Genomic DNA, 26298 nt, shown 5'->3' with positions numbered 1-26298 from the left:
GGTATACAAGCATTAAAAATAAAAAGGCATAAAAAAACCTGATGTTTAAGAGTCACTTAAACATCAGGTTTTATCAATACTAACGAGTTACTGATTAAATTAGTGCTCAGGCATGATTAGACTACATTAAGAAAAAATATGCCCACAACCCGACGACAAAGGTAGCAATGATATTGAGTATGACACCCACACGTATCATCTCTGTTTGCTTAATCAGACCCGTACCAAAGACAATGGCGTTTGGCGGAGTCGCAACAGGGAGCATAAAGGCACAAGAAGCACCGATACCGATAATCATTACTAGTACTGCAGGTGGCAGACCCATTTGCTCAGCAATAGCAGCAAAGACAGGCACTAACAAGGCCGCAGATGCGGTATTAGAGGCAAACTCTGTTAAGAAGATAATAAATGCCGAGACTGCAAGTACGACTATGATAAGCGGTGCAGCTGATAGTCCATTGGCAACGGTTTGACCAAGAACCAAAGATGCTCCTGAGACTTTTAGAACGGTTGAAAGTGCAATACCACCACCGAACAGCATGAGTACGCCCCAGTCAGTATTGTCAGACACTTGCTTCCATGACACCAAACCCAAGCTAACCACTGCTGATGCCGCTAATAGCGCGACAATGGAGTCAATATCCTCGACATTCAGTGCTGTACCGATTTGTTTAGAGAATATCCAGCTCAATGCGGTGACAATAAAGACAATAATCGTCAGCACACGTGGCTTATTCCATGCAATAGCCTCATCATCTTCGTTCAGCGTGACCTGACGATTAAGATTGGGCTTGAGAAATAAATACATCGCACCAAGCAATAATGGCAACAGCACTAACATCATTGGAATACCAAACTTCATCCAATCGACAAAAGCGATATCAAGTGCTTTAGCAGCAATAGCATTGGGCGGTGAACCAACAATCGTACCTAAACCACCAAGGCTGGCAGAATAAGCAATACCTAATAATACGAATACAAAGGTACCACGGTCTTTTTCGCGATCAACCTGCGTTAGAATACCCAGTGCTAATGGCAGCATCATCGCTGCAGTAGCCGTGTTCGATATCCACATCGATAAAAACGCAGTTACCCCAAATATTAAAAATACCGCGTTTCTAAGATTGCCGCCTGACATTGACAGAATCTTGAGCGCAATTTTTCTATCTAACTGCTGTACGTGCAACGCTGCCGCTAACGCGAAACCACCAAAGAACAAATAAATGATTGGGTTGGCAAAGCTTTGTAAGCCGATTGCAGCATCGAAGTCGGGCAAGCCAATAAGTGCACCTATAACGACGACCAATATCGCCGTAATGGTCACATGCACCGCTTCCGTCAACCATAATACGCCGATAAAGAACAACATCGCGAGGCCTTTATTGGCACTCATATCGTACGGCAACACATTATAAATAATCATACTGATAACCGCCGCAATGGCGACAACTATCAATCCTTTACCGGTACCCTTTGGAAAGGTGTCGGTAAATAAATACTCATTGCCATCATCAGGAAGATGGCTATCTAATTTTTGCTCTGACATAAAATGTCCTTATTTTCCCAAAGACAGTGTAAAAAGACCCTAAAATAAAGACGTATTTTAGCGATTTACCATTAATGAATCGGTAACCACTAAAAAGACGCCGTCATCATAGCAGATATATAACAAAAAATTAATTTAACAAAGCCGTTATTAAATTTCTGATAACTATCATCATATTGAAATTAACAAGCACCTTAAGGAATTCACCTTAAAAAATACTTTGCAGAGATAAACTGTCCTCGCTTATTATGCACTGTTGAATCGAGATAATTCGAGATTCATTTCAGTAGCAGGATGTCATGATTCCGTGGTTAAACCGAATATAAGGTAAATCACCCATATCTAAGCCACCAACCTTATCAAGCAAAAGTCCTTGTGATATGCGGTTACACATCGTCACTAAACAAGCGTACACTGTATATGTACAAGCGCATGGCGCTATCCCATACTAAATGAGCTGATATAAAAACAAACACCAATAAAAATTTACCTATTAAATAGTTATAACGTTTTTTTATTGGAATTTGATAAAAATAAAATAAACAGGAGTACTTTATGACAGATCCAAATAAAACGGACGCGACCACTAAAATGGCACCAAGAGACATCAACCAAGATGGCTTAGCCAAAAAAGACCAACAGCGTACCGATGACTCTGCGTTAGACATGATGCAGGGATTGCACGAACATGAGAAGCACGAAGAAGACGATAAATAATTTATTTAAGCAATGCAATGATATTAAAAGCGCCCATCAAGCAGATGGGTGCTTTTTGCGTCGTGGCTGTCTCTTTTCCGGTAGACGATCTGAAGCATAGTTATAAATAAATGCGGCGCTCAAAACAATGGTAATAGGGACAAATAATGCCCCATAGCCGACTTTGGCATATAAAAATGCACCTACTGCGCTGCCGCCGCAAAAGCAGTACCAAATAATCGCTTGAAAGCCTAGTGTGGGCTTACTAATACGCCGACCAGCCAGCCAATTGCCGATTGCCGCACCCATGTCTGAGGTTAATCCTGTCAAATGCGTGGTTCGAATAACGGCTCCACTATAAGTGGCGACCATCGCATTTTGTAAACCGCACGCCATTGCCGCTGCCAATTGCCCTAAATAATCATGCTGCTGATATAACCAATAGCTAATCAGTAACAAAGCCGCTTCAATATAAAGCGCTGTGCCATAACGCCGACCCAGCTTTAATGACCTTTGACCAATGACAAAGCCACTCAATACTGCCCCTGCCAAAAAAGACAACAGTAGCGCACCAATATATAAGATACTACGACCGTCTAAATGGGCAATCGCGGCTGAAAATAAGCTTACATTACCTGTCACATGCGAGACAGATAAATTGGTAAAACCCATTAACGCTGCCGTATTGACGCAGCCTGCACTGAATGCCAGCACGGCGCCACCCCACAATATCCATCTTGGTAATTTGGTTATCATATTCGTCGCTTAATGGTTTATCGCCAAAAAGCCGTTATTATAACCAAAAAGACAGCCAATTGGCTGTCTTCCTTACTTCTTAAACCCTATTACCTGACATTGACAACAATGCCACAACTATTATTTTGTCTCATCAAGCATCATTAATTGCTCGCTGATAGCGACAGTATTAAAGCCTGCATCAACAAACATAATCTCACCAGTGATACCAGATGCCCAGGGTGATAGTAAGAAAAGTGCCGCATTACCGACTTCGGTCTGAGTGATATTCCGCTGTAATGGTGCAATCTTTTCACTGATATCGAGCATTTTACGGAATGACTTGATGCCACTTGCCGCAAGGGTACGGATAGGCCCTGCCGAAATCGCGTTGACACGAATGCCTTCACCGCCCATCGAGGTGGCAAGGTAGCGAACGCTGGCTTCAAGACTGGCCTTTGCCATGCCCATGACGTTGTAATTTGGCAATACTGAAATACTACCTTCATAAGTCAAGGTCAGCATAGAGCCATGACGCATGGCTAATAAGGCACGCGCTTCTTTCGCCAATGCCACAAAGCTGTAGCTTGAGATATCATGAGCAATTTGGCTGCCTTCACGAGTCGTGGCATTGACAAAATCACCATCCAACTGATCCATCGGTGCAAAGCCAATCGCGTGTACCACGCCATCAATACCATCGCCCCAATGCGCTGTAACTTGCTCAAAGCATGCGGCAATCGACTCATCCGATGCCACGTCACACTCAAGTACCAAATCAGCTTCAAAGGCTTCTGCTGCCATATCGACACGTTTTTTAATTTTATCATTTGGATAAGTGAGAATTAATGACGCGCCTTCACGATGTAGTGCTTCAGCGATTGCCCATGCAATAGAGAGTTTGCTGGCGATGCCGGTAACGACAAAGCGCTGTCCTTGTAGTAGCATAATATTTCCTTGTTAAACGATTAACATTCGTTAAGACAGTTTTTTATGAAAAGTAGTAATTAAAATATAAAAGTTGCTTTATTATACACGAATCAATTTAAGTATACAGTCGTAAACTATAACTGTCTTATCAAATTCCTTAAGCTAACTATTTGCGTCCTTAACATACCATACTTCAGACAGCCTTATTTTATAGAGATGAGACCCATGCTCGTTAACGGTATGAAATTGAGCTCACTTCAAGTATAATCTCAACACTTCCAAGCTTGCACAATTTTTATAAAAATCCTTTACAACTGTTGTTTGTAAAACAAGGATTTAGCGTTAAGCTACACCCACATTTTGGATGGCTGCCAAACTTATGAGCAATACCCCAACAATAACATCAGATTATCAAGAAAGTGTCGAATCTTATCGTCAGCTAATCACCTCAACTGGCGAAGACTTAGAGCGTCCTGGCTTACAAGATACCCCGATACGTGCAGCAAAAGCATTTGCGCATTTGACTAAGGGTTATCATCAAAGCTTGGATGAAGTCGTTAATGGTGCCGTATTTCCATCGACCAATCGCGAATTGGTCTTGGTGCAAAACATTGAATTTTATTCATTGTGTGAGCATCATATGTTACCGTTTCATGGCGTCGCGCACATCGGCTATTTGCCGAATGGTCACGTATTAGGGTTGTCAAAATTCGCCCGTATCGTCGATATGTTTGCCCGTCGCTTGCAAATTCAAGAGAATTTGAGTGAACAAGTGGCGCAAACGATTATGGATGTAACGGGTTGCCGCGGTGTGGCAGTGGTCATGGATGCAGCGCACATGTGCATGATGATGCGCGGTGTCAATAAACAGCATTCAACCACGCGCAGTACAGCGATGCTAGGCGAATACGTACATGACAATCAAGCGCGTAATGAGTTCTTAGATGCGGTGCCGAAGCGTAAACCTGCATTTTAAATACCGATTACGACAAAAAATTAGAGAAATAAAAAAGGATACTAAGGTATCCTTTTTTTGGTCTAAGCAACTGTTAAACTTAGTAAAAAGCAAAAAAAAGAGCACATTACCTTATCAGTAATATGCTCTTTTTATTTTTAGAGGTTATTAACTAGATTTATTAAGTGACTTTATCACTCTTAGAGTCACGAGATACATGCTCATCACTGGCTTGCTGAATCTTCGTTAAAATAGCCTTGATTTCAGACGCTGACAAATAAGTCGGTACCGCATAAGTATCACTGACTTCTTTTGCGGCTGCTTTAGCAATGTTATCAAAATCACTGCTTTGCATGTCTTTAACCGTTGGATCGATATTTAAGGTGGCAATCAGTTCGCGTACTTGCGCGATTAGCTGATCTGCAATCTCAGCATCACTCTTGCCAGCTTGACCGGCTTTTACCATACCCGTTTTTCTAGCCAGCTCCGCCAGTCTTTTTTTGCTCGCTTCACGATTGACGTCAAGCACATAAGGCAGCACGATGGCATTAGCGCGACCATGAGGAATACTATAATACGCCCCTAACTGGTGAGCGATGGCATGAACATAACCAAGACCCGCTTTATTAAAAGCGATACCGCCGTAATGAGCGGCTATACCCATCTCTTCTCTGGCTTTAAGGTTGCCACCATCTTTATAAACCACTGGTAAGTTTTGCATCACAGACTTAACTGCAGAAGCCGCATAGTAATCCGTCTCGACGCTAGCATTGGCGCTCATCCATGCTTCTAAAGCATGTGTTAAAACATCAATACCAGTATCCGCTGTAATATGTGCTGGCATGCCTTTCATGATAACCGGATCAATAGCCGCTGCTAATGGGACCATTCTTGGATCAATAGACAGGGCTTTTTGATGAGTTTTGTCGTCTGATACGACCGCACCAAGGGTTGCCTCTGAGCCCGTACCAGCCGTTGTAGGAATACAATAGAGCGGAACCGAAGGCTTTCTGGCTTTAAGAATACCGATAAGCTGTTTTGGTTTACAGTTATTGCCTTGTGACATGGCAATCATCTTAGCCGCATCAATGACTGAGCCACCACCGATGGCAATAATCGAATCGCACTTAGCGTCGATAGACTTGCGTAGACCTTCTTCGACGACTTTAAAAGTAGGGTCTGGCGTAATACCATCATAGACTTTATAGCTGATTTTTTTGCTATCTAGATAGTCGGTGACTTTAGCAGGGATACCAAGCTTATTTAGTACCGCGTCAGTGACAATAAATACGTTGGTATTGCCTTCATTGATGAGCATGTCGCACAGATCCTCACAAGAGGTCTCGCCGACGAATAGCATTGGTCTTCTGATAGGTACAACATAGGAGAAAGCTTTTAGCACTTTGGCACGAGTTTTGGCAACCGCCAAATAACCAGTATGTTGTAAACCACTGCTGTTTACTAATTTAGAAATAGTAGTTTGTTTTTTCATGGGCAAAAATCCTTTTTAATGATACTAGCAACAATAATGACGATTAGTTCAGTTAATAAAAATGTTGTTCAAGTGAAAATTAGGGCAATGTAAACATCTGTTTAAAAGTTATTGTACCATTGCCATTCTTAGCATGTCATGATTAGTATGAACTGCTATGTTCTGATTGTTTCATTCTATCTACCTAAGCTAAATCATACTCGCCTGCAATAACTGCTGCGCATACGGATGCTGCGGATTATTAAACACTTCCTCGGTAAGACCTGACTCAACGCACATGCCATCTTTAAGTACCATAATATGCTGACATAAGGCGCGCACTACTTTTAAGTCATGACTGATAAATACATAACTGATCTGCATTTTTTCTTGAATTTCACGTAGTAAATTAACGACGGTTACCTGCGTGGTACTATCAAGCGCAGACGTTGGCTCGTCCAATATCAAGAGACTTGGCTGCATAATGAGTGCGCGCGCAAGAGCCACGCGTTGACGCTGACCACCTGATAGCTCATGCGGATAACGCTGCGCAAACTCAGCTGGCAGATGCACGGTAGCGAGACTATCCATCACTGCCTGCTGACGTACCGCTTTATCAACGCCTTTTACTAACAACCCCTCTTCAACGATTTGCATCACGGTCATACGAGGATTAATACTGGCAAAAGGATCTTGGAACACCATCTGAATCTGTGAGCGAAAGATACGTAGCTCTTTTTTAGACAATGCTGAAATATCTTGTTCATTGACCATTATCTGGCCACTGACACGTGCTTGATTGCTAAGTAACTGGCTTAAGGCAAGCGCTATTGTGGTTTTGCCAGAGCCTGACTCACCAATGATGCCAAGTGCTTGGCCTTTTTGCAGCGTCATTTTTAAATCTTTTACCGCATCAAACCAACGTCTGGTACGGCCAAATAGACTTTTTTCAATCGGGAACTGTACTTGTAGGTTGTTTACTTCCAATACGGTTGATTGCTGACTTTCATCATCAAATAAACTTAGCGCTTGACCAAAGTCTTGTTTGATAAGCGCGCGAGTATATTCTGCTTTAGGCTGACTAAACACCGCTGCGGTTTGCCCTTGCTCAATCGTCCGTCCTTGGTGCATGACGATCACTTCATCGCTGTAGCGCCTGACCAGATTGAGGTCATGGCTAATCAATATCATCGCCATATTATGCTGACGCTTGAGATTATCTAACAGGGTGAGAATTTCATGTTGTAGGGTTACATCAAGTGCGGTAGTCGGTTCATCAGCGATTAAAATATCGGGCTGCTGCGCTAACGCCATGGCAATCATCACCCGTTGACGTTGACCGCCTGACAGCTCATGCGGATAGCGATTTAGCTTATCAGCGACATCAGTGATATTAACGTCATTTAATAGCTGAATAGTTTGCGTATGCCATTGTTTTTTGGATACGCCAATGAGACGCAAGGATTCCGCGATTTGTTTGGCGACCGTATGTAGCGGATTTAACGCCGTCATTGGCTCTTGAAATATCATACCAATGCGCTGTCCACGAATAGAACGTAGCGCTGTATTACGTCCCTTATCATTGGCTATCGGTAAGGCAGTCATACCTGCTGACCCTGCTAGCTGCACCTCACCACTAATAATCAAATTATCGGGCAATAAACCTAACAATGCCAAACTAGCAATTGACTTACCAGAACCCGACTCACCAACGACAGCCAAGGTTTGACCTTGTTTTAGCTCATAAGACAGCTTATCGACTAAAGTAATGCCTGCATCGGTAAAGATGCTGAGCTCATCCACTTGCAGCATTAGCTTGTGTTCTGTATTACTATGATTTGTGTTCAAGTTGTTATTTTGCCTATGAATCATAGTCATATTAAGAGCGCCTCGGATCAAAGGCATCACGCAGCGCTTCGCCAACGAAGATGAGCAATGACAAAATAAAGGTTAAGCTAAAGAAGCCAGATAATGCAAGCCATGGCGCATCAAGGTTATTTTTCCCTTGTACCATCAGCTCGCCCAGCGATGGTGAACCAGGTGGCAGCCCATAACCCAAGAAATCTAACGCTGTTAAAGCAATAATATTGGCGGTTAAAATAAACGGCAGCTGCGACAAGCTCGACGCTAACGCATTGGGCAAGATATGCCTTAGCATAATTTGGCGGTCCGAAACCCCAAGATTACGGGCGGCACGCACATAATCAAAGTTACGCGCGCGCAAAAACTCTGCACGTACCAAACCGACTAAGCCCATCCAACCGAATAACAGCATCATCGCAAATAGCATAAAGATACTAGGACTAAATAAGCTCACTAAAATAATAATCATAAATAGCTGCGGCATACCGCCCCATACTTCCATGAAGCGCTGCCCTGCTAAATCCACCCAACCACCGTAATACCCTTGTATCGCACCAACGATAACGCCAATCAATGCACCCGCTAGCGTCAATGCCAGACCAAATAACAATGACACTCGCATGCCATATAGTATCCGAGCCAACACATCACGACCCATATCATCAGTACCAAGCCAATTCTGGCTATTGGGAGCCGCTGGATATGGAATACCCAGCTCAACGTTTGGCGTCTGATCTGCAAAGGGAATAAGCGGCATCAGGTAATACCCCTGAGCATTAATCAACATTTGCACCGCAGGGTCTTTATAATTGGTTTCGGTCTCAAACACACCACCAAAAGTCGTTTCGGGATATGCCTTTAATACTGGAAAGTAATAATCACCTTGATATTGCACCAGCAGTGGCTTGTCATTGGCAATCACATTGGCTGCCATACAAATAACAAATATCAGCGCAAAAACAATTAGCGATATGACGCCAAGACGATTTTGACGAAAGCGATTAAGTCGCGCCTGCCAGACAGGATTGAGGCGACGTTTTTTTTCTATAGAAATAGCAGATTTGTTTAAGGGCATTGAAGGTAATGGATGACTTGACATTAGCGCCCCTCAAAGTCGATACGAGGATCAATTAAGTGATAACTCAAATCACTGATTAATTGTAATAACAGTCCCACCAAGGTAAAAATAAACAGCGTACCAAATATCACGGGATAATCACGCTGCTGAATGGCCTCGAAACCTAACAATCCCAAACCATCAAGTTTAAAAATAATCTCAATGAGAAAGTTTCCAGCAAAGAAGATCCCAACGATAGCCGCCGGAATACCCGCGATAATAATCAGCATGGCATTACGAAACACATGTCCATATAGCACTTGCCGCTCACCCAAGCCTTTGGCACGAGCGGTCAGCACATATTGCTTGCCGAGCTCTTCTAAAAAGCTAAACTTGGTCAGATACGTCAAGCCAGCGAAACCACCAACCGTACTTGCCAACAGCGGCAACGCCAAATGCCAAAAATAATCTTTCACTTTACCAAGTGCGCTTAATTGATCAAAATTCTCAGAGGTCAACCCTTGCAATGGAAAGATATTCCAGTAGCTGCCACCTGCAAAAAACACCAGTAATATAACGGCAAACACAAATACTGGGATTGCATGGCCGATAGCCAGTAGCATGGCTGTGACTTTATCAATCCCCGAGCCATGATGCATAGCTTTATAGACCCCGAGTGGAATCGCTATCATATAAATCAGCAGCGTACTCCAAAGTCCAAGCGAGATTGATACTGGGAGCTTCTCAATAATCAATTCAGTTACCGCTTGTCCTTTAAAAAACGACTCACCAAAATCCAGTTTGGCATAGTTCTTTAGCATCAGCCAAAAGCGCTCAGGTGCTGATTTATCAAAGCCATATTGAGCATTGATTGCCGCCACCATCTCTTCTGATAGACCGCGCGTACCTTGGTAAGTACTGTTATGACTGCCTGCACTGCCAGCACCGATATTGCTACCGAGCGCATTGTCTTTTGCACTTTGCTCAATAAGTGCCAGCTGCTGCTCAACAGGACCACCAGGTGCTGCTTGGACGATAACAAAGTTTGCCAGCAATATCAAAAATAGCGTCGGTAATATCAGTAGCAACCTTTTTAAGATATAACGACCCATAATAGCGGCTTCCTAAAATAAAGAAATATGATACCAATCCCAAATAATACGGTTAGCAGAATCAAACTCGCTTAGCCTACGAAATATCGTACTTGCACTCGTTTTTCTTGCTACGCTTATTTTTGACAGTGGTATGACAACAGATAAAATGAGCAGCTCATATTTATTTGTTTTAGAAGTTATTTTTAAGCTCACGTAGCGCAGCAAATATAGTCAAAGACTTTTCATCCTCAATATTTATTTTAGATTTCACCCCTGCTATCACACTCGGCTCTTGCGTGCGTAAAAACACATTTATCGCGCGCTCATGTTCTAAAGTAACGGGTAACGTCGGGATACCCTCGGCGTTTTTTTCTTCTGCTTGTGTCAAAGCTTGCTGCATCGCTTCATTAGCAGGCTCAATAGATAAGCCAAAGCGCAGATTACTAGCGGTATATTCGTGCGCAGGGTATAGCAAGGTATCGGTTGGCAATCCATTCAAACGCTTAAAGCTGTCATGTAATTGCTCAATCGTCCCAGTAAACACACGTCCGCAACCAGCACTAAATAAGGTGTCACCGCAAAAGCAATGCTTACGCCCGTCAATCTCTAGGATATAAGCCACATGACTGGCAGTATGACCGGACACATCCCATACTTGCGCGGCGCAGCCCCACGCACTTACCGTACTGCCGTCTTTTATGGTCTGGTCTTCATCGACGTTGTGTTCAGCATGAGCGACCAGATGTGTCATTGGATAAGACTCTTGCAGCTCAGCGACGCCACCGATATGATCATGGTGATGATGAGTGGTCCAAATAGACGTCAGATCCAGCTCATTTTCCTCTAAATAGGCAATGACTGGCTCGGCTTGACCCGGATCAATGACAATCGCCTGCTTATTATTTTCGTTAATTAATGTCCAGATATAATTGTCATTAAATGCTTTAATCGGGTGAATACGAATACTCATATTAAGTCCTTACCAGTGATTGTCTGTATTACTCATGTCTTTGATTAAACGTTTTAAAATCAAATAAAACTTTAAGATTCAGCGTCATTTCAGTTATTATTTTAAATTATTGTTTCAAATATCGATTAACACGGGCTTCCGCTTCTTTATCTGTCCACCAATAGTCGATACCGACAGCGTTGGTGGGCAGTTTTGCCGTATGACGATACTGATTCCAGTAGGCAACGTTGGTCGCAGATTTGCCGTATAAAGGTACTAAATAATGCCCTGCACGTAGCAGTCGATCAAGCACCTTCGTATATAAAACAATCTCTTCACGACTCTCAGCATTCGCAAGCGCGGTTGTGACCTCATCTATCACTGCATTTTTAATACCGATGGTATTAGCATTGCCCGCTTCATCAGCGGCGGCACTGCCCCAAAACGCGGCTTGCTCAGCACCAGGCGATAGGCTTTGGGCAAATACATCGACCACCATATCATAGTCAAAACGGCGCATACGTTCGTAATATTGTGGACCATCGACTTGACGTAACGTCGCATCAAATCCTAGACGCTTTAAATTGCGGATATAAGGCAACAGCACTCGACCCATGGTCTCGCCTGTCATCAAAATCTCAATCTGAGCCAGCTTGCCATTAGGCTGATATAACTTCATATCCTCATAATAAAAGCCAGCATCTAGTAACAACTGCCGCGCTTTTAATAACTCGTTACGATTAAAGCCGCTACCGTCACTGGTTGGCAATTGCCATTCACTCAATACAACTTGACGCTGTATCGGTTCAAGCTTAGATAATAATGGACTCAGCACCTGCATCTCTGCAGCTGATGGCGTTCCAGTGGCAGCAAGCTCCGAGCCATGGAAAAAGCTTTGTAAGCGCTCATACTGCCCATAAAACAAGGTCTTATTCATCCACTCAAAGTCATAAGCCTTGCTTAACGCTTGACGGACGCGAATATCTTGAAAAAGTGGCCGACGCATATTCATCACCAAACCTTGCATCGGTACTGGGTTTTCACTGCTTATGGTTTCTTTCGTGATAAGACCTGCTTTGACGGCGGGGAAATTGTAACCAGTTGCCCAATTAGCGGCTTTATTCTCAGGGCGGAAGCGATATTGACCCGATTTAAAGCCCTCAAAAGCAATCTCATCACTTTGATAATAGACAAACTTAATCATATCAAAATTATAACGCCCACGATTGACCATCAAATCACGACCCCAATAATTGGGATCGCGAACATAGCTGACCGCGCGACCTGCATCAATGCGCCCAAGTTTATAAGGACCACTCCCCATCAGCGGTGTCAACGTTATTTTCTCAAAATCCTTATCGATAGAGGTCTTAGCAAAAATAGGAAACTGCCCAACCGTTAATAAAATCTCTTTATTGTCATCAGAGTTAAAAATGAATTTTACTTGTTGTTTATCAAGAACTTGAATGTCTTTAATATCACCCAAATAGCTGCGAATATACATCGGCCCTTTATTCAATATTGCGTCATAAGTGGCTTTGACATCATTACTGGTCACCGGTGTACCATCCCAAAATCGAGCAGCAGGATTGATATGATAGATAATCCAACTGGTGTCATCAGGGTCATAAGTGACCTTACTTGCCAGCTGCGGGTACATGGTAAAAGCTTCATTTAATGAGCCAGTCATCAAGGTATCATACAGATAATCAGTACCTATCATCGCCACACCCGTGGTCATCCATTTATTAGCAGCATTAAAGGTACCACGTGCATCCAGTGATAGCGTACCACCTTTGGGGGCATTTGGATTGGCGTAGGGCATAAAGGGCGCGTCAATATACTCAGTGGTACTATTATGACCAAGCGCGGTAGTGGTGATTGGCGCGGCGATACTAACTGATATCCAGCTCGCCATTGCCCCTAATGTTGCCACTAACAAGACGGCTTTTAGCATGGTATTTTTTATCATAATAAAGTTATAACAAACCCCTCTGCTAGACCAAATAAATAGATGAAGAATTTACCTAATGAACTGAAAGCGAATGGTAGCTTAAAGGAGAACTTATTAAATAACAGCGTAGCAAAAACACGACGTATCATAAGCGCTGCAAAACTTTATCATAACAAACTTAGATTTTTTAACCTAATGGTTTGCGGTGTTAAGTATATGGTATAACCAAACCTTGGCCCTAAAAGAACGCTAACACTCATAAAAAAAGACGCAGCTCATAAAAGTTGCGTCTTTTTTTAAAACCTGTGCTGACTTAAGCGTGTTTCTTTTCAAATGCTATCATAAAGTCAACCAGTTGCTGTACCCAGTCTAGCGATACCGCGTTGTAAATACTGGCACGCATACCGCCCACATCGCGGTGACCTTTGAGATTCATCAAACCTGCTGCTTCTGACTCTTCTAAAAATACTTTATCAAGGTCGCTATCAGCTAAAGTAAACGGCACGTTCATGATAGAGCGATATTTAGGGTCAACTGGGTTGCTATAAAAACTGCTGTTATCAATCGTTTTATAGAGTAAGTCCGCTTTTTGCTGATTAATCTTGCCGATAGCAGCAACACCGCCCTGCTCCTCTAACCAATCAAATACTAACCCTGCTAAATACCAAGAATACGTCGCTGGCGTGTTTGACATTGATTCTTTTTCAGCTTGGTGCTCATAGTTCATCAGCAGTGGGCACCACTCACTTGCCCGGCCCAATAAATCTTCACGAATAATCACAATAATCAGCCCTGCTGGACCGATGTTTTTTTGTGCACCGGCATAAATCATCCCAAACTTAGAGACATCAATGGGCTGTGATAAAATGCAAGAAGACATATCAACGATAATAGGCGCATCCACTTTCGGTGGCTCAAATATTTGCAAACCATGAATGGTTTCGTTGGCGCAGTAATGAAAATATGCTGCATCTTCGCTCAGGTTCCAATCGCTTTGGGCTGGTACATCAGTAAAGTTACTGTCTTTACCAGTTGCGACCACATTAATCTCACCAAGGCCAAGTTTGGCATAGCGCTGTGCTTCTTTGACCGCTTTACCGGACCAGGTACCCGTTGTCAGATAATCTGCGCGGCCACCATTTAATAGGTTTAATGGAATCGCTGAAAACTGTAAGCTGGCACCACCTTGTAAAAACAGCACTTTATAATTGTCTGGAATGTTCATCAACGAGCGCAATTTAGCTTCAGCTTTTTCAGTAATCGCGATGTACTCTTTACTACGGTGACTCACTTCCATAACCGACATGCCGCGGCCCTGCCAATCAAGCAATTCTTCTTGAGCGCGTGATAATACGGCCGTCGGTATGGTGGCAGGTCCCGCTGAAAAATTAGGTACGCGGTTAGGAGCGGCTTTAGTGGTCATAATCAATATCCTAAATATGATGAAATCATCGTTGTTATATAGATTTTAAAAGCTACAAACTACAGCTTTAAAACCCCTTAAGGTGAGTCTTATCTCTATTTTTATTTTTAATCATTATGTTCAATAGCTATTGCAGCAAGCTCTAAGCTAAGCCTTTAACTTTGGCTCGATAACCGCTCCCAAAGTTGACGCTTTAATTTGTTATTAGTAAGCATCTCTTCTAGTGTGGGTACAGTAGTCAAGTTAGGATGCTCAAGACCTTCAGGTAACGCAGTCAATGCGGCAACTTTTATCTCTTCACTGCGACCAAGCTTAAAGACATATCCAGCAAGGCTGGCATTGGCAAGCTCAGCCGTATCCATACCTTCACAAATAGGAAATGAGGTCGTCTCACAGGTGATGGATAGCGCTTGCGTGATATTTTTCCAGAGCTTTTGGCTCTCATTATTGAGTGCTTGGATATCCACCAAAACCACCCAATCCCCATAGCGACCACCTTGTAAATCAAATGGCACTATCTTTTTAAAGCTGTCCTCTTTAAAACTATCTGCTTCAAAGCTCTCAGTGTTATTTATATCAGCAATAGCAGTTTGCTCGACGATAGTGTCTACAAGGGATGTAACGGCTGGCTTAGATACATCAGGGGCAGTCGAATCAAAACTATAGGTAACTGGGCTTTGAGGTTCAGGCTGAATCCAACCTGTCTCATTCGCATCATCGTAATAATGGTTAATAGACTCATCATCTACCATACCTGATATAGCATCAATATTTGAGGATTTAATATTCGAAGATTCAACGCTTGGCTGTTCAGTGGTGGTCGCAGAAGAAGTGCTAGCATTAGCTAAAGTTGGGTTAGCTGTAATCTGCTCGAGCAGAGCAGGCGCAGAAATATCTGCGATATTCATGGTTTCAGAGCTCGGCTGCACCCACTGATTGATACCCATCATCGCTAAAATCTGGCGCTGCTGCATACGATGCTGCATGACAACTAGCGGGTCTTGGATATCACTCATGCTTATTTACTATCCTACTTATCTAAAATGGATTTACAGGCTGTTACTGTCAAAAAAAAAACAACGAAGAAAAATAATATCAAAAAACATTTAAAACATATTGCTTCTTGCCAGCAAAACACTTACTTAAATGTAGTCAATTACATTGATTAGAAAAGCTGTCGAACCCCTAACCAATGATTGGCTAGCATGGTCAAACAGTCATATTCATCTTGACTGACTATCGTATCGTGTAACATCACTGTATGCAACGTACTCAGCCATTGCCGGTAAGTATTATAATCATATGAATGATGACCAGTGGCATTACCCGCATTACCTTCCTGTATATAAGCATTATAATCTATTTGACCGCTGCCCTGTTGCCTCTCTTGAGAATTATCCTCACGTTTGGCTTCTGATGCAGCCGACTTACAGACAGGCGCTATAAAAATAGGCACCGCTTCTATCAACGCCAATAATTGGACACTATTTAGATTTTGCGCGGTCAATAATAACCATTGCAAGTTTGCATCACTAACGACTGCTAAATCAATATCAATCAAACGTGCATGACGTCGTAAATCCACAAGATAATGAGCACTGCTAGCACTATTAAAGAGCACTGCACTATGTACTGAGCTATCTAGTGCGGATATTATCTGCCCTTTGGCATCTTTTGATAAGCGATAAGCCAATAAAGCAACCATTGTTCTCGCGGCAACATCAAGACCATCAAATACTTGTCCTGAAGGATCAAGCTGAGCATAAATATCATCCGTACTAGCGTGTAATACTTGCTGCCATAATGTCTGTGCAGGTATATGCGACTGCGATTGTTCATCATTTAATATGGCAGACAATATCGGTAATAATTGCTGCAGCTGTAGCGCTTGCCATAATGCTAAGATTGATGGCAACCGAGAATCGGTATTTCCTGAAAGAGTGAACACTGGTTTATATTCATCAATACAACCATCATCATTAGATAATTTATCAGCAAAGTTTTGGCTTAAATCTGCCGTTAGATAGGTTTTAAAGACTTCAATAATACCTTGCTGATAGCGTATCAGAATCGTACGACATTTTTTTTGCTGCATATAATGTTGATGATATTGATTACTATGATTGGCTTTATACTTTAAGCGTAATTCATTAGTAGCGCTTTCTGACAGATTATATTGTCTCAGTTGCTTTAGCGCCAATGCTAGCAACGCACTGTCTAAACGCCGATCAAGACTTGCCACCGTCTCTAATAATTTGTGATCTAACCTATGTGGTAAAAATGGCGTGTTGCTGCTAATACCAGCGCTATAATTGTTGCTGATTTCAGTAGCAGACGTAACATCCTCATGCAGTCCAAGCCAAATATCGGTTAAATCATAAGTCGCCGTTGTTGACAGCACGTGACCTTGATGACACAGCAGCACTGCTTCAATCAATGCTTGCGCCCCTAACGGATGATAACTGTGATTGATCACATACTGTGGTAACGATACTTTTTCTATATCCTCGATACCAATTAATGTATCTGATGCTAAGTCACTGTCAGGTTTTGCTTGCCATGGCTTTAGCAACTGATGAGTGCCTATCTGCTCTGCTTGTACCTGCAAACGACCATCAATGACCACATCCTGTTCTACAACAAACTCAAGCCCCGCATCGGCTTCCGATTGGTTGTTCATTTCACCTGTAGAAAAGGCAGCGACTTCTTTATTGATAACGTCATTAGAGCAATCGATGATGCTGTTATTAATAGAGGCTGATTGATTGTTAAATATTGACGAGCATTGCGTATTTGTCTCTTGTTTAATCTTGCTTAGGCTATTTGCTGTTACCACGCCCCAATCACCCAATCGCCGCTGTTCATATATCTCTTTAATCTTTTGTTGATTGATGCATTTTTCTTTAGCAACCTGCACCGCGAAATCATGATAAGCATTTTCGTTAATAGCGCTCATACGCTCAGTCAAGCTTGGGTGCGTGGCAAACCAAGAGACGTCACCCAAATCCGCCCCGCTACTGGCAAAAAAGAAATGACTAAGCCCATTGATATCGGCGATACCGGTTAAGCGCGAACCAAGCGAATCTTGATGGATGGCTTTTAAGGTTTCCATGATGGCAGGCGAGCGTGTTAGCTGTACGCTCGTCGCATCAGCGAGTAACTCACGTTCACGATTAAAGCTGTGTTTGATGAGTTGAGCACTGGCCATGCTTGAGAAGCTCAATCCATGTATTAGTAATGTCCAGATACTTCGCGGCGCTTGCCGATCAGTGGCAGCTGTGCTTTGTAACCACATCGACTGGGGCTTAGCGGATGACTGCTGATTTTTGGATTGATTTTGCCAGTAGGTGACCCACTCATTATGAGTCGTAAAGCTTGCTGTCTGCGCTTCAGTGCTACGGGCATGACTATCAATGGTTCTTTGTGGTAAAGGTTTTTTTTGATTGACCGCATTGTCAAAATAATTTTGCTGCTTATTCTGACTGCTAGCGCCAAAGTTATTGACGGAATCACTCCAGTCATAAAGTAATTGCAAGCCTGCTAGCACGACCATTAGCTGTAAATTGAAGGTGGCATCGCCATGCAAGATATGACCATATTCGTGCCCTATCAAACCATACAACCCCTCATCGGACAGCTTATCAAGCGCGCCTTGAGTGACAACCAATACCATATCTTGACTATGACGGCCGGCAACGAAGCCGTTAATCCCTTGCTCATCAGGCAGAACATACAAGATAGGCATACTCAAACCCGAGGCAATGGCGAGCTGTTGTGCAATCTCATAATAACGGCGATAAACAGGCGGGAAATCACGCTCATCGCGTACCGCGATATGAAGGGCACTAAAACGAACTTTCTGTACAGGCTGATGTTGATTAGCAACCCCTTGACTATGCTGCCAAGCATCTTGGCTATGGTCAATGAATAACCGAACGGCCCCTACGCGCTGAGCAATCGCACGACCACCTGCTACTAAGCGTCTATATTCTAAAAAACTACCAATGACGAAGCTACCGATCGTCCATACAACCACCAGTATTAACACCCAGTAATAAATGCCACCGGTAAACATGTTCAGCAGCAGCGACATAATAGCGAGCGCCACCGCAATATGGGCAAATATAATGAGAAAAAATAGCCCATAGAGCAATAAGCTGCGCCGAGTACGGCTACGCTGTGCACCAAAAAAATCCATCTACTTATCTGACCTAGCGATAGCTAAATGCATATAAAATCAACCCATATTAACGACAGGTGCTTGCGCAATTGCCTTTCTGTCTTCAAATACCAATGGGCTGAGTGGCCGAAAGCCAAAGGTGCTGCTGACGAGGTTATTAGGGAACACTTCACGGTCGTTATTATAAAACATCACGCTGTCATTATAATGCTGACGTGCAAAGCCAATCCGATTTTCAGTATTGGTCAACTCATCCATCAACTCTTTAATCATACTATCCGCTTTTAGCTCAGGATACGCTTCCACCACTGCTGAGAATTGACCTAATGCTTTAGATAACATCCCTTCTGCCTTGGCAAACAGCGCCATGTGTTCAAGCGAATCTGGCTGATGCTTGCTAGAATCCTGCAGACTTTGAGCATGATTACGCGCACTAATCACGCTTGTTAGCGTTTCTTCTTCGTGCGCTAAATAACGCTTGGCTGTCTCAACCAAATTTGGAATTAAATCATGACGACGTTTTAGTTGTACATCTATCTGTGCAAAGCCATTTTTCGCTTGGTTGCGGGCACGCACCAGCTTATTAAAAACGGATACCCCAAAGACCACGACCAATACAGCCACTGCAATGAAGAGCCAAACAAACATTTTCATAAACAGATCCCAAAACGTTTCGTATTAATAATTGATGTTATTGTTAATAAAGGTTACTACATTGTATTTTAACCCATATTTATGGCTCAAAGTTTAAAATCGGGCGAATTGGAGGCGAAAAAAAAGTCCTTTACTATTAAGGACTTATTATTAATATTTAATGACCAAGACTATAGAGAATAGCTATCATCAAATTTTAGGCAAAAAAAAGCGACTCCATCAGTCAGCGTGTTTGATATAGTTTGCAACAGCCTGATAGACCTTGCAACACCACGTGATTATAGGGTTTTTAACTGACTGCTATTGCATACTGTTCCAAACTGTTGCAGTCTATGTCAAATCAAGTGGTAATCAAACGGTAATCGAAATGGCTAACCAAAAATTAAAAGAGGCTGGTATTAAAACCGACTCACAAATCAAGCAAGCTATCAAAGAGCATGACAGCGGCGATGAGGTTTACGCCATCCAAGGATATAAAGGACTGAATCTTTATATTCGAGATAATAAGACTACTACATTTCGCCATCGATTTACCAGTCCTGTCACGGGTAAGCGTAAAAACTTCACTCTGGGCGCCTATCCTGTTTTTACACTCGAGCAAGCCCGTGATATGTACCGCAATAATTTATCATTGCTAGCTGGCGGTATTGATCCCGTATTCCATCATCAAGATGCGCACAATAAAAAGCGAGCTATGCCAACCTTTAGCGAGTTGGCTGAAGAGTGGCTACAATCACAAATAGCGTCAAAACAGTTTGAACATCGTACTATCGAGCAAAAGCGCACGCACATCGCTTATGCTGCAGCATATATCGGGCGCATGCCTATTGATCATATTAAAACGCCTGACGTATTAAGGGCAATTAAAGATATTGAGCGCAAGACGATACCAACTGCTAAGCGCGTGCGCGGCGTCTGTCAGCGTATTTTTGCGCTCGCTATTGGTCAAGGCTATATTGACAACAATCCTGCTATTGCCGTTGCAGACTTAATGTTGCCAAAGCCAAAAACTGAGCACCATCATGCCATCATTGAGCCGGTAGCGTTTGGTCAGTTGCTGCGTGATATAGATAGTGTGACTGATTTTTATGGACACGCTCAGAACATATTAAAGCTGCAATCAATGCTATTTCAGCGCAGCGGTGATATGTGCACCATGCGTTGGGACGCTATCGACTTTGACGCTAAGACTTGGACGTTTAGTCCACAGAAAACAGGCAATAGAGCTGATATGGTCGCTAGTCTAGTAGTGCCATTGCCAACACAAGCTATCGAGCTATTACGAGCATTACATGAGCAAACAGGTCACACTGATTATGTGTTTTATAACAAGAGGCGTAAAGAAAAGTTTGAGCATCAGCAACAGCTTAATAAGTTTCTTTGGCGTTTGGGCTATAAAGACGTTCACACGCCCCACGGTTTTCGTGCGTCTGCTCGAACACTAATGGTTGAGCAATTAGATGTCAGCGAGACATTGATAGAGTTACAGTTAGGTCATAACGTGCGCGACGCTAATGGACGTGCCTATAATCGTGTGACAATGATTGATAAGCGTAGAGACATGATGCAAGCTTGGGCGGATTATCTTGATAGCCTCAAATTTTAAGCAAAAAAAATAAGCCGCCCAATTAAGGACGGGCTTTTATTACTCACTTTCTTTTATTGGCTTGCTCGATTGCTCGTAAGCTGTTGCTAATTCGGTCAGCCGTTTCTGCCATTCCAATATATTGAGTTGAGCACTCTTTGAGTAAGTTTCCTGTTGTTCTGGAATACTCAATTCTAAAGTTGGCATCGGCGGCGGCTGTATCACTGAGTTTGTCGATAGTCTTTGACAAGCTGGCAACAGAATCACGGGCGCTAGCAGCATCAGCAATGATAACCTGCTCACGTTTTTTAGCTTCATTAACTGCTTGTATAGTCTGTTCATAAGCCTGCCTCTCAATATCACGCGCCGTTTCAACATAGCTTGCTTTAAGCGTGGTTAGTTGTAATTCGTGATCGCTTTTCATTAGCGCAATCGTGCTATGTGACTGCCGCAATAAATAAGCGGTAAATACTAGCAACATCGATAAAACGCCAATGACGATATACTTCCAATATCGGGCGAGTAAGATTAGATTCATTTACCAGCCCTCGCTCTTAGCTTTGGCATAAGCTGCTGCTAACTTATTGTCGTAGTCGTTGCGCTGATAATCCTGACCGTTATAACCACGGGCAAACGCCGCCCAATTCTTAGCGCGTAACGCTGCATCTAGCTTATTAACCTGAATGTATCGACACGCCGCTATGAGTTGCTGCCCCTCTGATTCATACATCTTGGTCACAAAGTCGCGTATTGATTCATAACCTAGCGACTGCCAGTTAAAGCCCATCACCTGAGCAAAGCCCCATGATGCTGATTCGTGCGCTGCTTCCCAATTAAGGTTTGCCGCTATTCTTAACTTGTCATACTGTGGGCGCTCATTATACGCACCGCTTGATTTGTGGCAAACATCAGGGTATTTCGCCACCATTTCATTGCGCTTAGTTATCCAATCAATCTTAGTTAGCGCTTGATAATACTTGTGGCGCTCAAATAATATCTTTGGTGTACCGTCTTTATTAAAACCGCCCTTTGGTGATTCAATGTCGGATAACGCTTTAATCATTGCCGCTTCGACATTGATTGCTGCCGCCGCCGCTCGAATATCATCATTCGTTACCCGAGGTGGATTAGATTTAGGTGTTAGTAAAACGTTGTCGGGCTTGGCATCGCTATTAGCTAATATATCAACTGCTTTGCCCGTGTTATCAATTAGATTCTGCACTGCTCGCAATGAGCCGCCGCCAAAGTCACCATCAATCTTATCTGAGTAATAACCTGCTGCTGCTAGTGCTGTTTGCGCTTGTATTACGTGTGTTCTCGCCATATTCCACCCCAAAAAAAGCCCTAATTAAAGGGCTGTATTATTATTTAGTTCTATATCGCCATAGCGCTTTAAAAGATACGGACTTAGGCATTGTTAACTGTTTGATATAAAGTAAGTTATTGATGAGCATAATCAATCTAAAGAGCACGGTTGCAAAAACCGGTATGTGTCCCGTGCCCCAATCAGCCCATAAAAGTAGCAACCAACCGAACGAATATAGGTTTAATTTAGCGATACATATAGACCCTTGAGTATTTACCTTGCGTGTCAACATGACAATTAAACATGTTAGCAACCCTAGCATTGGCAAAGCATAATTAACCGTGCTTAACATTTAACACCTCCTGATAGTCAGGGTTTGAAACTAAGCTGGCGTTGAGCTCGGCTTTCAATTGCGGCAGTACGACAAATGACGCGACTACGCTTGTCAAAACTATGGTGAGCAGTTTTGTTGCGTGCTCAGTAATTAAATCCAAAGCAACCCCTAAAAATTTAACAGCGCGCTGTGCAATAAGGTCAATAACCGCATCTTGCAATTCTTTATTATTAAGCAGTCGCATACAGACATACGTTAAAATTGTGCCGGACAGGCCACCAAAAAACGATGTCACCATCATTAAACCCACGCTTGGCTCACGAATAATTGTCGGTAGAACCACAAACGATACAACCAAGCCCACAGCGATTGCCGTTGTCAACTTGCTTGCTGTTGTACCTCGCGCGCGCATATAGTCTGTTGTCAGTGAGATAAAAGCGCCTAGAAAAGTCAAGACCACCATTGCGGTAAAAAAAATCCACAACGGCAGCTGTAAGTAAAAAAAGGCATGGGTCTGCCCTAATTGTGCGCTGATACCTGCTGCGCTCGCGGCAGTACCAGCAGCAGACAGCGTGAGTAATTGTGCTGTCTTAAAAGCTGCAATATTATGCGGCATCACGCCTCCTCAAAATTTGAACATAAAAAAACCACTCAAAAGAGTGGCTATTGACCTGATAACGCCTTACTTTCTTGTAGCTGCTTAACGAACGCATTAAACAGCGCTTCTTGCGATTCCGGTATAGTTGCATTGACTGTGCCAGTGTTTGACCTTAGCTCTACTACTATGGTTTTTACTGGTGCGTTATTCTGAGAAGCTGCCGCCGTGTTCCCACCTGAGGGATTAAAGCGATTATTGATAGAACCGTCCTTGTCCGCTGCCTTTAATCGCGCCACCTCATTGATTAACTCTTGGCTTGGCGCTGACGTTGTATTGCTAGTAGAGCTGCCACTTTTACTTCGTCTATATTTCATATTGTTAGCCGAAAAACTCTCAGCCTGTTTGTCAACAGCAGCACTGACGCGATTCATATCACGAGCATAATCTGCCATGCTCGACCATTTGAAACCATCTACAAAGCCCATGCTCCTCATAAGCTTTTGATAAGATTCATCAGTGCTATCTGCTGTGCCGCTTAGAGTGTTTAAGGCGCCAATCTTATCTTTAATACCCTCTGTTACTCGTTGCATTACCGCGAGGCTGGCGCTTTCACTCTTAATATTTTCATCGGTTGCAAACTTAGCGTTCCATGTGGCGGTTGACTGTTCTTTTCTAGCAGCCGTATTTTCTCTGATGGCACCTGTGTTTGTATTAGCTACGTTAGCATTGCCATCTAGCGCCAATGTATGCTTGTTTATCGCATCAGACGCAAGTTCGGCCGCCTCAGCGCCACCTTTCATACCTGCTTGCAATATCTTTTGCTGCTCAGCTGTGATAACTGATGACAAGCCATAATGCTTAGTGACTTCATTGAGTGCGTCAAACTCTTCTTTGGTTTTAGCAGCGTTTAAACCCTCGGCAAATAGTGCCGATAGCAACTTGGCTTTCTCAGTAGCGTTATACGTGCTTTCTGCGACTGACTTAGCGCCGTTAGCAATCAAATCAAACGTCTGCTGCGTCTTGGTATTAACGCCATTTAAGTTTTGCTGGACATCAATATTAAGGGCTGAAAATGTACCCTCGATAGCTGCGCGCACTTTCTCGGCTTGCTGTTCAGCTTCCGTGCCCATTTCTTTAATAGAAACTTTGGCTTTTTCAACAGCCTCTTGCGATTTGCCGCCTAAATCACCCGTACCAGCAATCAGGCGATTTATCAACTCAGAACCAACAACTGCCTCTTGGCCTGTCTCAATGATATTCTCAAGCAAGGCGGCAAACTGTTCTGGGGCTGCCATACCATCAATTAACTCTGAGACGTTTTTGCGTATCTGATTAGTTGAGTCGCCTGTCTCTTTACTAGCATCTTCTGCCGCCCTTACAATATCACCAAAGGCGTCTACGGTTTTATTGCCCGCCGTAACCATAGCATTGGCTGTTTCGCCTGCCTTACCCGCTATAGAATCAAACGACTTGTTAATACTTATGCCAGCTTTAGCAATCCCATCAGTACCATAATCTCTAAAAGCCTCGGCAGCCGCTAGAGCACCGCCTAGCCCTGCTGATAGCCTATCTGCCGCCTCTGTAGATATGCCGAAAAACTTAGCGACACTACTACCTCCGTCAACTACCAGTTTAATAATTTCGGCAAAGACAGTGACAACCATCGACATCGCTACGCCGATAGCGAGAAAACCGGCTTTTAAACCATTAGCCGCAATACTCAGCGCTTGGAACGCACCATTAGCCGCGACACTGATACCGCGCAAGCTCTCTAAACTACTACCAACCTTATCAATGACGGCGGCCATATCTATGTTTTTGATAAAATCAACAATATAGACCGTTGCCTCAGTGAACACCTCTCCAATACTAGCGCCTAGCTGCTCAATCTTACCTGAGTCTATCAGCTCACCGATTACCGCCCCAATATCCTTAAATGCTTGTGATAGCGGCTCTAGTATCGGCTCGCCTATCGTATCTTTGACCGACTGCCAAACACTATCTAAACTTGCAAACGCGCCTTGCCATGTATTATTCATGATCTCAGCTTGTTCTGCTGCGGCACCACCAGCATTATTTAGTTTTTCTGTCAGCTCATCAAGTGCGGGCATACCTTGCGATAGCAGCGCTTTAAATGCTGGGCCTGCTTCTAAGCCAAGCGCATTAATTGCTTTTTGACCTTTATCGCCCGATTCTGAAAGCTGTCTAATCGCCTCGTTAAAATCATTGGTTGTGATGCCAATATTTGCAAGCTCGCGCTTAAATGTTGAGGCGCTATTGCCAAACTGCGACAAGATACCATTAAGCGCCGTACCCGCTCGACTGGCATCAACACCAGCATCAGCAAACTTACCAATATAAGCGGCTGTTTCCTCTAACGTAAGCCCTAGCGCGTTTGCAGTTGGCGCAGCGTAGGATAATGCAGCACCTAGTCCTGATACGTCAGTGTTAGCACTTGCCGAGGCTTTAGCAAGTACGTCAGCGACACGCGCTGATTCGCTAAACTCCAATCCCATACCTTGCACAGCTTTGGTAACAAAACCTGCTGCTTCCGATAACCCCAATGCGTTACCTTGCGCCAATGCTAAGACAGACGGAATTGTCTCAAGTGCTTGTTCGGTATTAAGACCTGCACGGGCTAATATCTCAAAGCCTTCGGCGGCTTGCGTAGCGTTATAACGTGTTGACTTGCCAAGATCAACAGACGCCTCTTTGATGCGGTCCATCTGTTCGACCGTTGCACCAGACACCGCTTGTACCGTTGCGAGTTGCTGCTCAAAATCAGACGCGCCTTTTACTGCATCAGATAAAAACCCAGCCACTTTAAATGTCGCAAAGCCTACACCAAGCGCCGCCAGTGCCACTCCTACCTTGCCGATAGCGGAGTTTGCCCTATCAAGCCCTAAAGTGTCGGACGCAAAATTGATGATGTAATCTAAATCAGCCATAGCCTTCTCGCTTTACTGTG

General features: G+C 43.4%; 20 protein-coding genes. 3 read left to right on the top strand and 17 right to left on the bottom strand.

What is annotated here, in order from left to right; genetic code table 11:
- Positions 1-121 precede the first annotated feature (121 nt).
- Positions 122-1546, bottom strand: coding sequence for an SLC13 family permease (locus FQ084_RS04725; RefSeq protein WP_149489446.1), 1425 nt, complete (start codon positions 1544-1546; stop codon positions 122-124).
- A 555-nt stretch (positions 1547-2101) separates the two neighbouring features.
- Here FQ084_RS04725 and FQ084_RS13225 point away from each other — a divergent pair.
- Positions 2102-2263 (top strand): hypothetical protein, encoded by a 162-nt coding sequence (locus FQ084_RS13225; protein WP_188032888.1) that lies wholly within the window; start codon positions 2102-2104, stop codon positions 2261-2263.
- 36 nt (positions 2264-2299) lie between these two features.
- On the opposite strand, the gene FQ084_RS04720 is transcribed toward FQ084_RS13225, so the two are convergent.
- Together FQ084_RS04720 and FQ084_RS04715 are read right to left on the bottom strand one after the other, a co-directional pair.
- Entirely contained in the window at positions 2300-2998 is a 699-nt protein-coding gene (locus FQ084_RS04720; RefSeq protein ID WP_149489445.1) for a YoaK family protein, read from the bottom strand.
- A 120-nt stretch (positions 2999-3118) separates the two neighbouring features.
- Complete coding sequence (locus tag FQ084_RS04715) at positions 3119-3925, bottom strand: enoyl-ACP reductase (protein ID WP_068405263.1); 807 nt, start codon at positions 3923-3925, stop codon at positions 3119-3121.
- A 361-nt stretch (positions 3926-4286) separates the two neighbouring features.
- Between FQ084_RS04715 and folE the strand changes: the two genes are divergently transcribed.
- A complete protein-coding gene (gene folE / locus FQ084_RS04710) occupies positions 4287-4883 on the top strand; it encodes a GTP cyclohydrolase I FolE (protein WP_188032887.1) in 597 nt (198 codons plus the stop codon).
- Positions 4884-5043: 160 nt separating this feature from the next.
- Here folE and FQ084_RS04705 read toward each other — a convergent pair whose 3' ends face one another.
- The 10 genes from FQ084_RS04705 to FQ084_RS04660 all read right to left on the bottom strand — a co-directional run bounded on the left by FQ084_RS04705 (position 5044) and on the right by FQ084_RS04660 (position 19507).
- Positions 5044-6354 carry an iron-containing alcohol dehydrogenase gene (locus tag FQ084_RS04705; RefSeq protein WP_149489443.1) on the bottom strand — a complete coding sequence of 437 codons (1311 nt, stop codon included), beginning with the start codon at positions 6352-6354 and terminating at the stop codon, positions 5044-5046.
- 189 nt (positions 6355-6543) lie between these two features.
- Positions 6544-8205: an ABC transporter ATP-binding protein gene (locus FQ084_RS04700; protein WP_223144857.1), complete on the bottom strand. Its 1662-nt coding sequence runs from the start codon at positions 8203-8205 to the stop codon at positions 6544-6546.
- A gap of 7 nt (positions 8206-8212) precedes the next feature.
- Positions 8213-9271, bottom strand: coding sequence for an ABC transporter permease (locus tag FQ084_RS04695; protein WP_188032902.1), 1059 nt, complete (start codon positions 9269-9271; stop codon positions 8213-8215).
- Positions 9272-9294: 23 nt separating this feature from the next.
- A complete protein-coding gene (gene yejB / locus FQ084_RS04690) occupies positions 9295-10365 on the bottom strand; it encodes a microcin C ABC transporter permease YejB (RefSeq protein WP_149489440.1) in 1071 nt (356 codons plus the stop codon).
- 172 nt (positions 10366-10537) lie between these two features.
- Positions 10538-11317, bottom strand: coding sequence for a hydroxyacylglutathione hydrolase (gene gloB / locus FQ084_RS04685; RefSeq protein WP_149489439.1), 780 nt, complete (start codon positions 11315-11317; stop codon positions 10538-10540).
- Positions 11318-11423: 106 nt separating this feature from the next.
- Positions 11424-13268 carry an extracellular solute-binding protein gene (locus FQ084_RS04680; protein ID WP_149489438.1) on the bottom strand — a complete coding sequence of 615 codons (1845 nt, stop codon included), beginning with the start codon at positions 13266-13268 and terminating at the stop codon, positions 11424-11426.
- Positions 13269-13563: 295 nt separating this feature from the next.
- Positions 13564-14673 carry a 3-phosphoserine/phosphohydroxythreonine transaminase gene (gene serC / locus FQ084_RS04675; protein ID WP_149489437.1) on the bottom strand — a complete coding sequence of 370 codons (1110 nt, stop codon included), beginning with the start codon at positions 14671-14673 and terminating at the stop codon, positions 13564-13566.
- Positions 14674-14828: 155 nt separating this feature from the next.
- Positions 14829-15689, bottom strand: coding sequence for a hypothetical protein (locus FQ084_RS04670; RefSeq protein WP_149489436.1), 861 nt, complete (start codon positions 15687-15689; stop codon positions 14829-14831).
- 149 nt (positions 15690-15838) lie between these two features.
- Positions 15839-18871 carry a M48 family metalloprotease gene (locus FQ084_RS04665; RefSeq protein ID WP_149489435.1) on the bottom strand — a complete coding sequence of 1011 codons (3033 nt, stop codon included), beginning with the start codon at positions 18869-18871 and terminating at the stop codon, positions 15839-15841.
- Between the two features lie 39 nt (positions 18872-18910).
- Positions 18911-19507, bottom strand: coding sequence for a LemA family protein (locus FQ084_RS04660; RefSeq protein WP_149489434.1), 597 nt, complete (start codon positions 19505-19507; stop codon positions 18911-18913).
- Between the two features lie 367 nt (positions 19508-19874).
- On the opposite strand from FQ084_RS04660, the gene FQ084_RS04655 reads away from it, so the two are divergent.
- Positions 19875-21113 carry a tyrosine-type recombinase/integrase gene (locus FQ084_RS04655; protein WP_262880653.1) on the top strand — a complete coding sequence of 413 codons (1239 nt, stop codon included), beginning with the start codon at positions 19875-19877 and terminating at the stop codon, positions 21111-21113.
- A gap of 43 nt (positions 21114-21156) precedes the next feature.
- Here FQ084_RS04655 and FQ084_RS04650 read toward each other — a convergent pair whose 3' ends face one another.
- The 4 genes from FQ084_RS04650 to FQ084_RS04635 form a co-directional block, all read right to left on the bottom strand.
- Positions 21157-21630 carry a hypothetical protein gene (locus FQ084_RS04650; protein ID WP_149489432.1) on the bottom strand — a complete coding sequence of 158 codons (474 nt, stop codon included), beginning with the start codon at positions 21628-21630 and terminating at the stop codon, positions 21157-21159.
- Positions 21631-22416 (bottom strand): N-acetylmuramidase domain-containing protein, encoded by a 786-nt coding sequence (locus tag FQ084_RS04645; protein ID WP_149489431.1) that lies wholly within the window; start codon positions 22414-22416, stop codon positions 21631-21633.
- A 317-nt stretch (positions 22417-22733) separates the two neighbouring features.
- Complete coding sequence (locus FQ084_RS04640) at positions 22734-23348, bottom strand: hypothetical protein (RefSeq protein WP_149489430.1); 615 nt, start codon at positions 23346-23348, stop codon at positions 22734-22736.
- Positions 23349-23395: 47 nt separating this feature from the next.
- Positions 23396-26278, bottom strand: a complete 2883-nt coding sequence (locus tag FQ084_RS04635; protein WP_149489429.1) for a phage tail tape measure protein — start codon at positions 26276-26278, stop codon at positions 23396-23398.
- Positions 26279-26298 lie beyond the last annotated feature (20 nt).

The organism is Psychrobacter sp. ANT_WB68 (assembly GCF_008369115.1).
Lineage (GTDB): Bacteria > Pseudomonadota > Gammaproteobacteria > Pseudomonadales > Moraxellaceae > Psychrobacter.
This window is presented reverse-complemented; position numbering and strand designations above follow the sequence as displayed.

What these genes read in the sequence shown, in the direction of transcription:
- FQ084_RS04695 (WP_188032902.1), bottom strand. Translation starts at nt 9,271, where the DNA reads ATGCCCTTAAACAAATCTGCTATTTCTATAGAAAAAAAACGTCGCCTC.
- FQ084_RS04725 (WP_149489446.1), bottom strand. Translation starts at nt 1,546, where the DNA reads ATGTCAGAGCAAAAATTAGATAGCCATCTTCCTGATGATGGCAATGAG.
- FQ084_RS04720 (WP_149489445.1), bottom strand. Translation starts at nt 2,998, where the DNA reads ATGATAACCAAATTACCAAGATGGATATTGTGGGGTGGCGCCGTGCTG.
- FQ084_RS04715 (WP_068405263.1), bottom strand. Translation starts at nt 3,925, where the DNA reads ATGCTACTACAAGGACAGCGCTTTGTCGTTACCGGCATCGCCAGCAAA.
- FQ084_RS04650 (WP_149489432.1), bottom strand. Translation starts at nt 21,630, where the DNA reads ATGAATCTAATCTTACTCGCCCGATATTGGAAGTATATCGTCATTGGC.
- FQ084_RS04635 (WP_149489429.1), bottom strand. Translation starts at nt 26,278, where the DNA reads ATGGCTGATTTAGATTACATCATCAATTTTGCGTCCGACACTTTAGGG.
- folE (WP_188032887.1), top strand. Translation starts at nt 4,287, where the DNA reads ATGAGCAATACCCCAACAATAACATCAGATTATCAAGAAAGTGTCGAA.
- FQ084_RS04700 (WP_223144857.1), bottom strand. Translation starts at nt 8,205, where the DNA reads ATGATTCATAGGCAAAATAACAACTTGAACACAAATCATAGTAATACA.
- FQ084_RS04655 (WP_262880653.1), top strand. Translation starts at nt 19,875, where the DNA reads ATGGCTAACCAAAAATTAAAAGAGGCTGGTATTAAAACCGACTCACAA.
- FQ084_RS04660 (WP_149489434.1), bottom strand. Translation starts at nt 19,507, where the DNA reads ATGAAAATGTTTGTTTGGCTCTTCATTGCAGTGGCTGTATTGGTCGTG.
- gloB (WP_149489439.1), bottom strand. Translation starts at nt 11,317, where the DNA reads ATGAGTATTCGTATTCACCCGATTAAAGCATTTAATGACAATTATATC.
- FQ084_RS04670 (WP_149489436.1), bottom strand. Translation starts at nt 15,689, where the DNA reads ATGAGTGATATCCAAGACCCGCTAGTTGTCATGCAGCATCGTATGCAG.
- FQ084_RS04640 (WP_149489430.1), bottom strand. Translation starts at nt 23,348, where the DNA reads ATGCCGCATAATATTGCAGCTTTTAAGACAGCACAATTACTCACGCTG.
- FQ084_RS13225 (WP_188032888.1), top strand. Translation starts at nt 2,102, where the DNA reads ATGACAGATCCAAATAAAACGGACGCGACCACTAAAATGGCACCAAGA.
- FQ084_RS04680 (WP_149489438.1), bottom strand. Translation starts at nt 13,268, where the DNA reads ATGATAAAAAATACCATGCTAAAAGCCGTCTTGTTAGTGGCAACATTA.
- serC (WP_149489437.1), bottom strand. Translation starts at nt 14,673, where the DNA reads ATGACCACTAAAGCCGCTCCTAACCGCGTACCTAATTTTTCAGCGGGA.
- FQ084_RS04705 (WP_149489443.1), bottom strand. Translation starts at nt 6,354, where the DNA reads ATGAAAAAACAAACTACTATTTCTAAATTAGTAAACAGCAGTGGTTTA.
- FQ084_RS04665 (WP_149489435.1), bottom strand. Translation starts at nt 18,871, where the DNA reads ATGGATTTTTTTGGTGCACAGCGTAGCCGTACTCGGCGCAGCTTATTG.
- FQ084_RS04645 (WP_149489431.1), bottom strand. Translation starts at nt 22,416, where the DNA reads ATGGCGAGAACACACGTAATACAAGCGCAAACAGCACTAGCAGCAGCA.
- yejB (WP_149489440.1), bottom strand. Translation starts at nt 10,365, where the DNA reads ATGGGTCGTTATATCTTAAAAAGGTTGCTACTGATATTACCGACGCTA.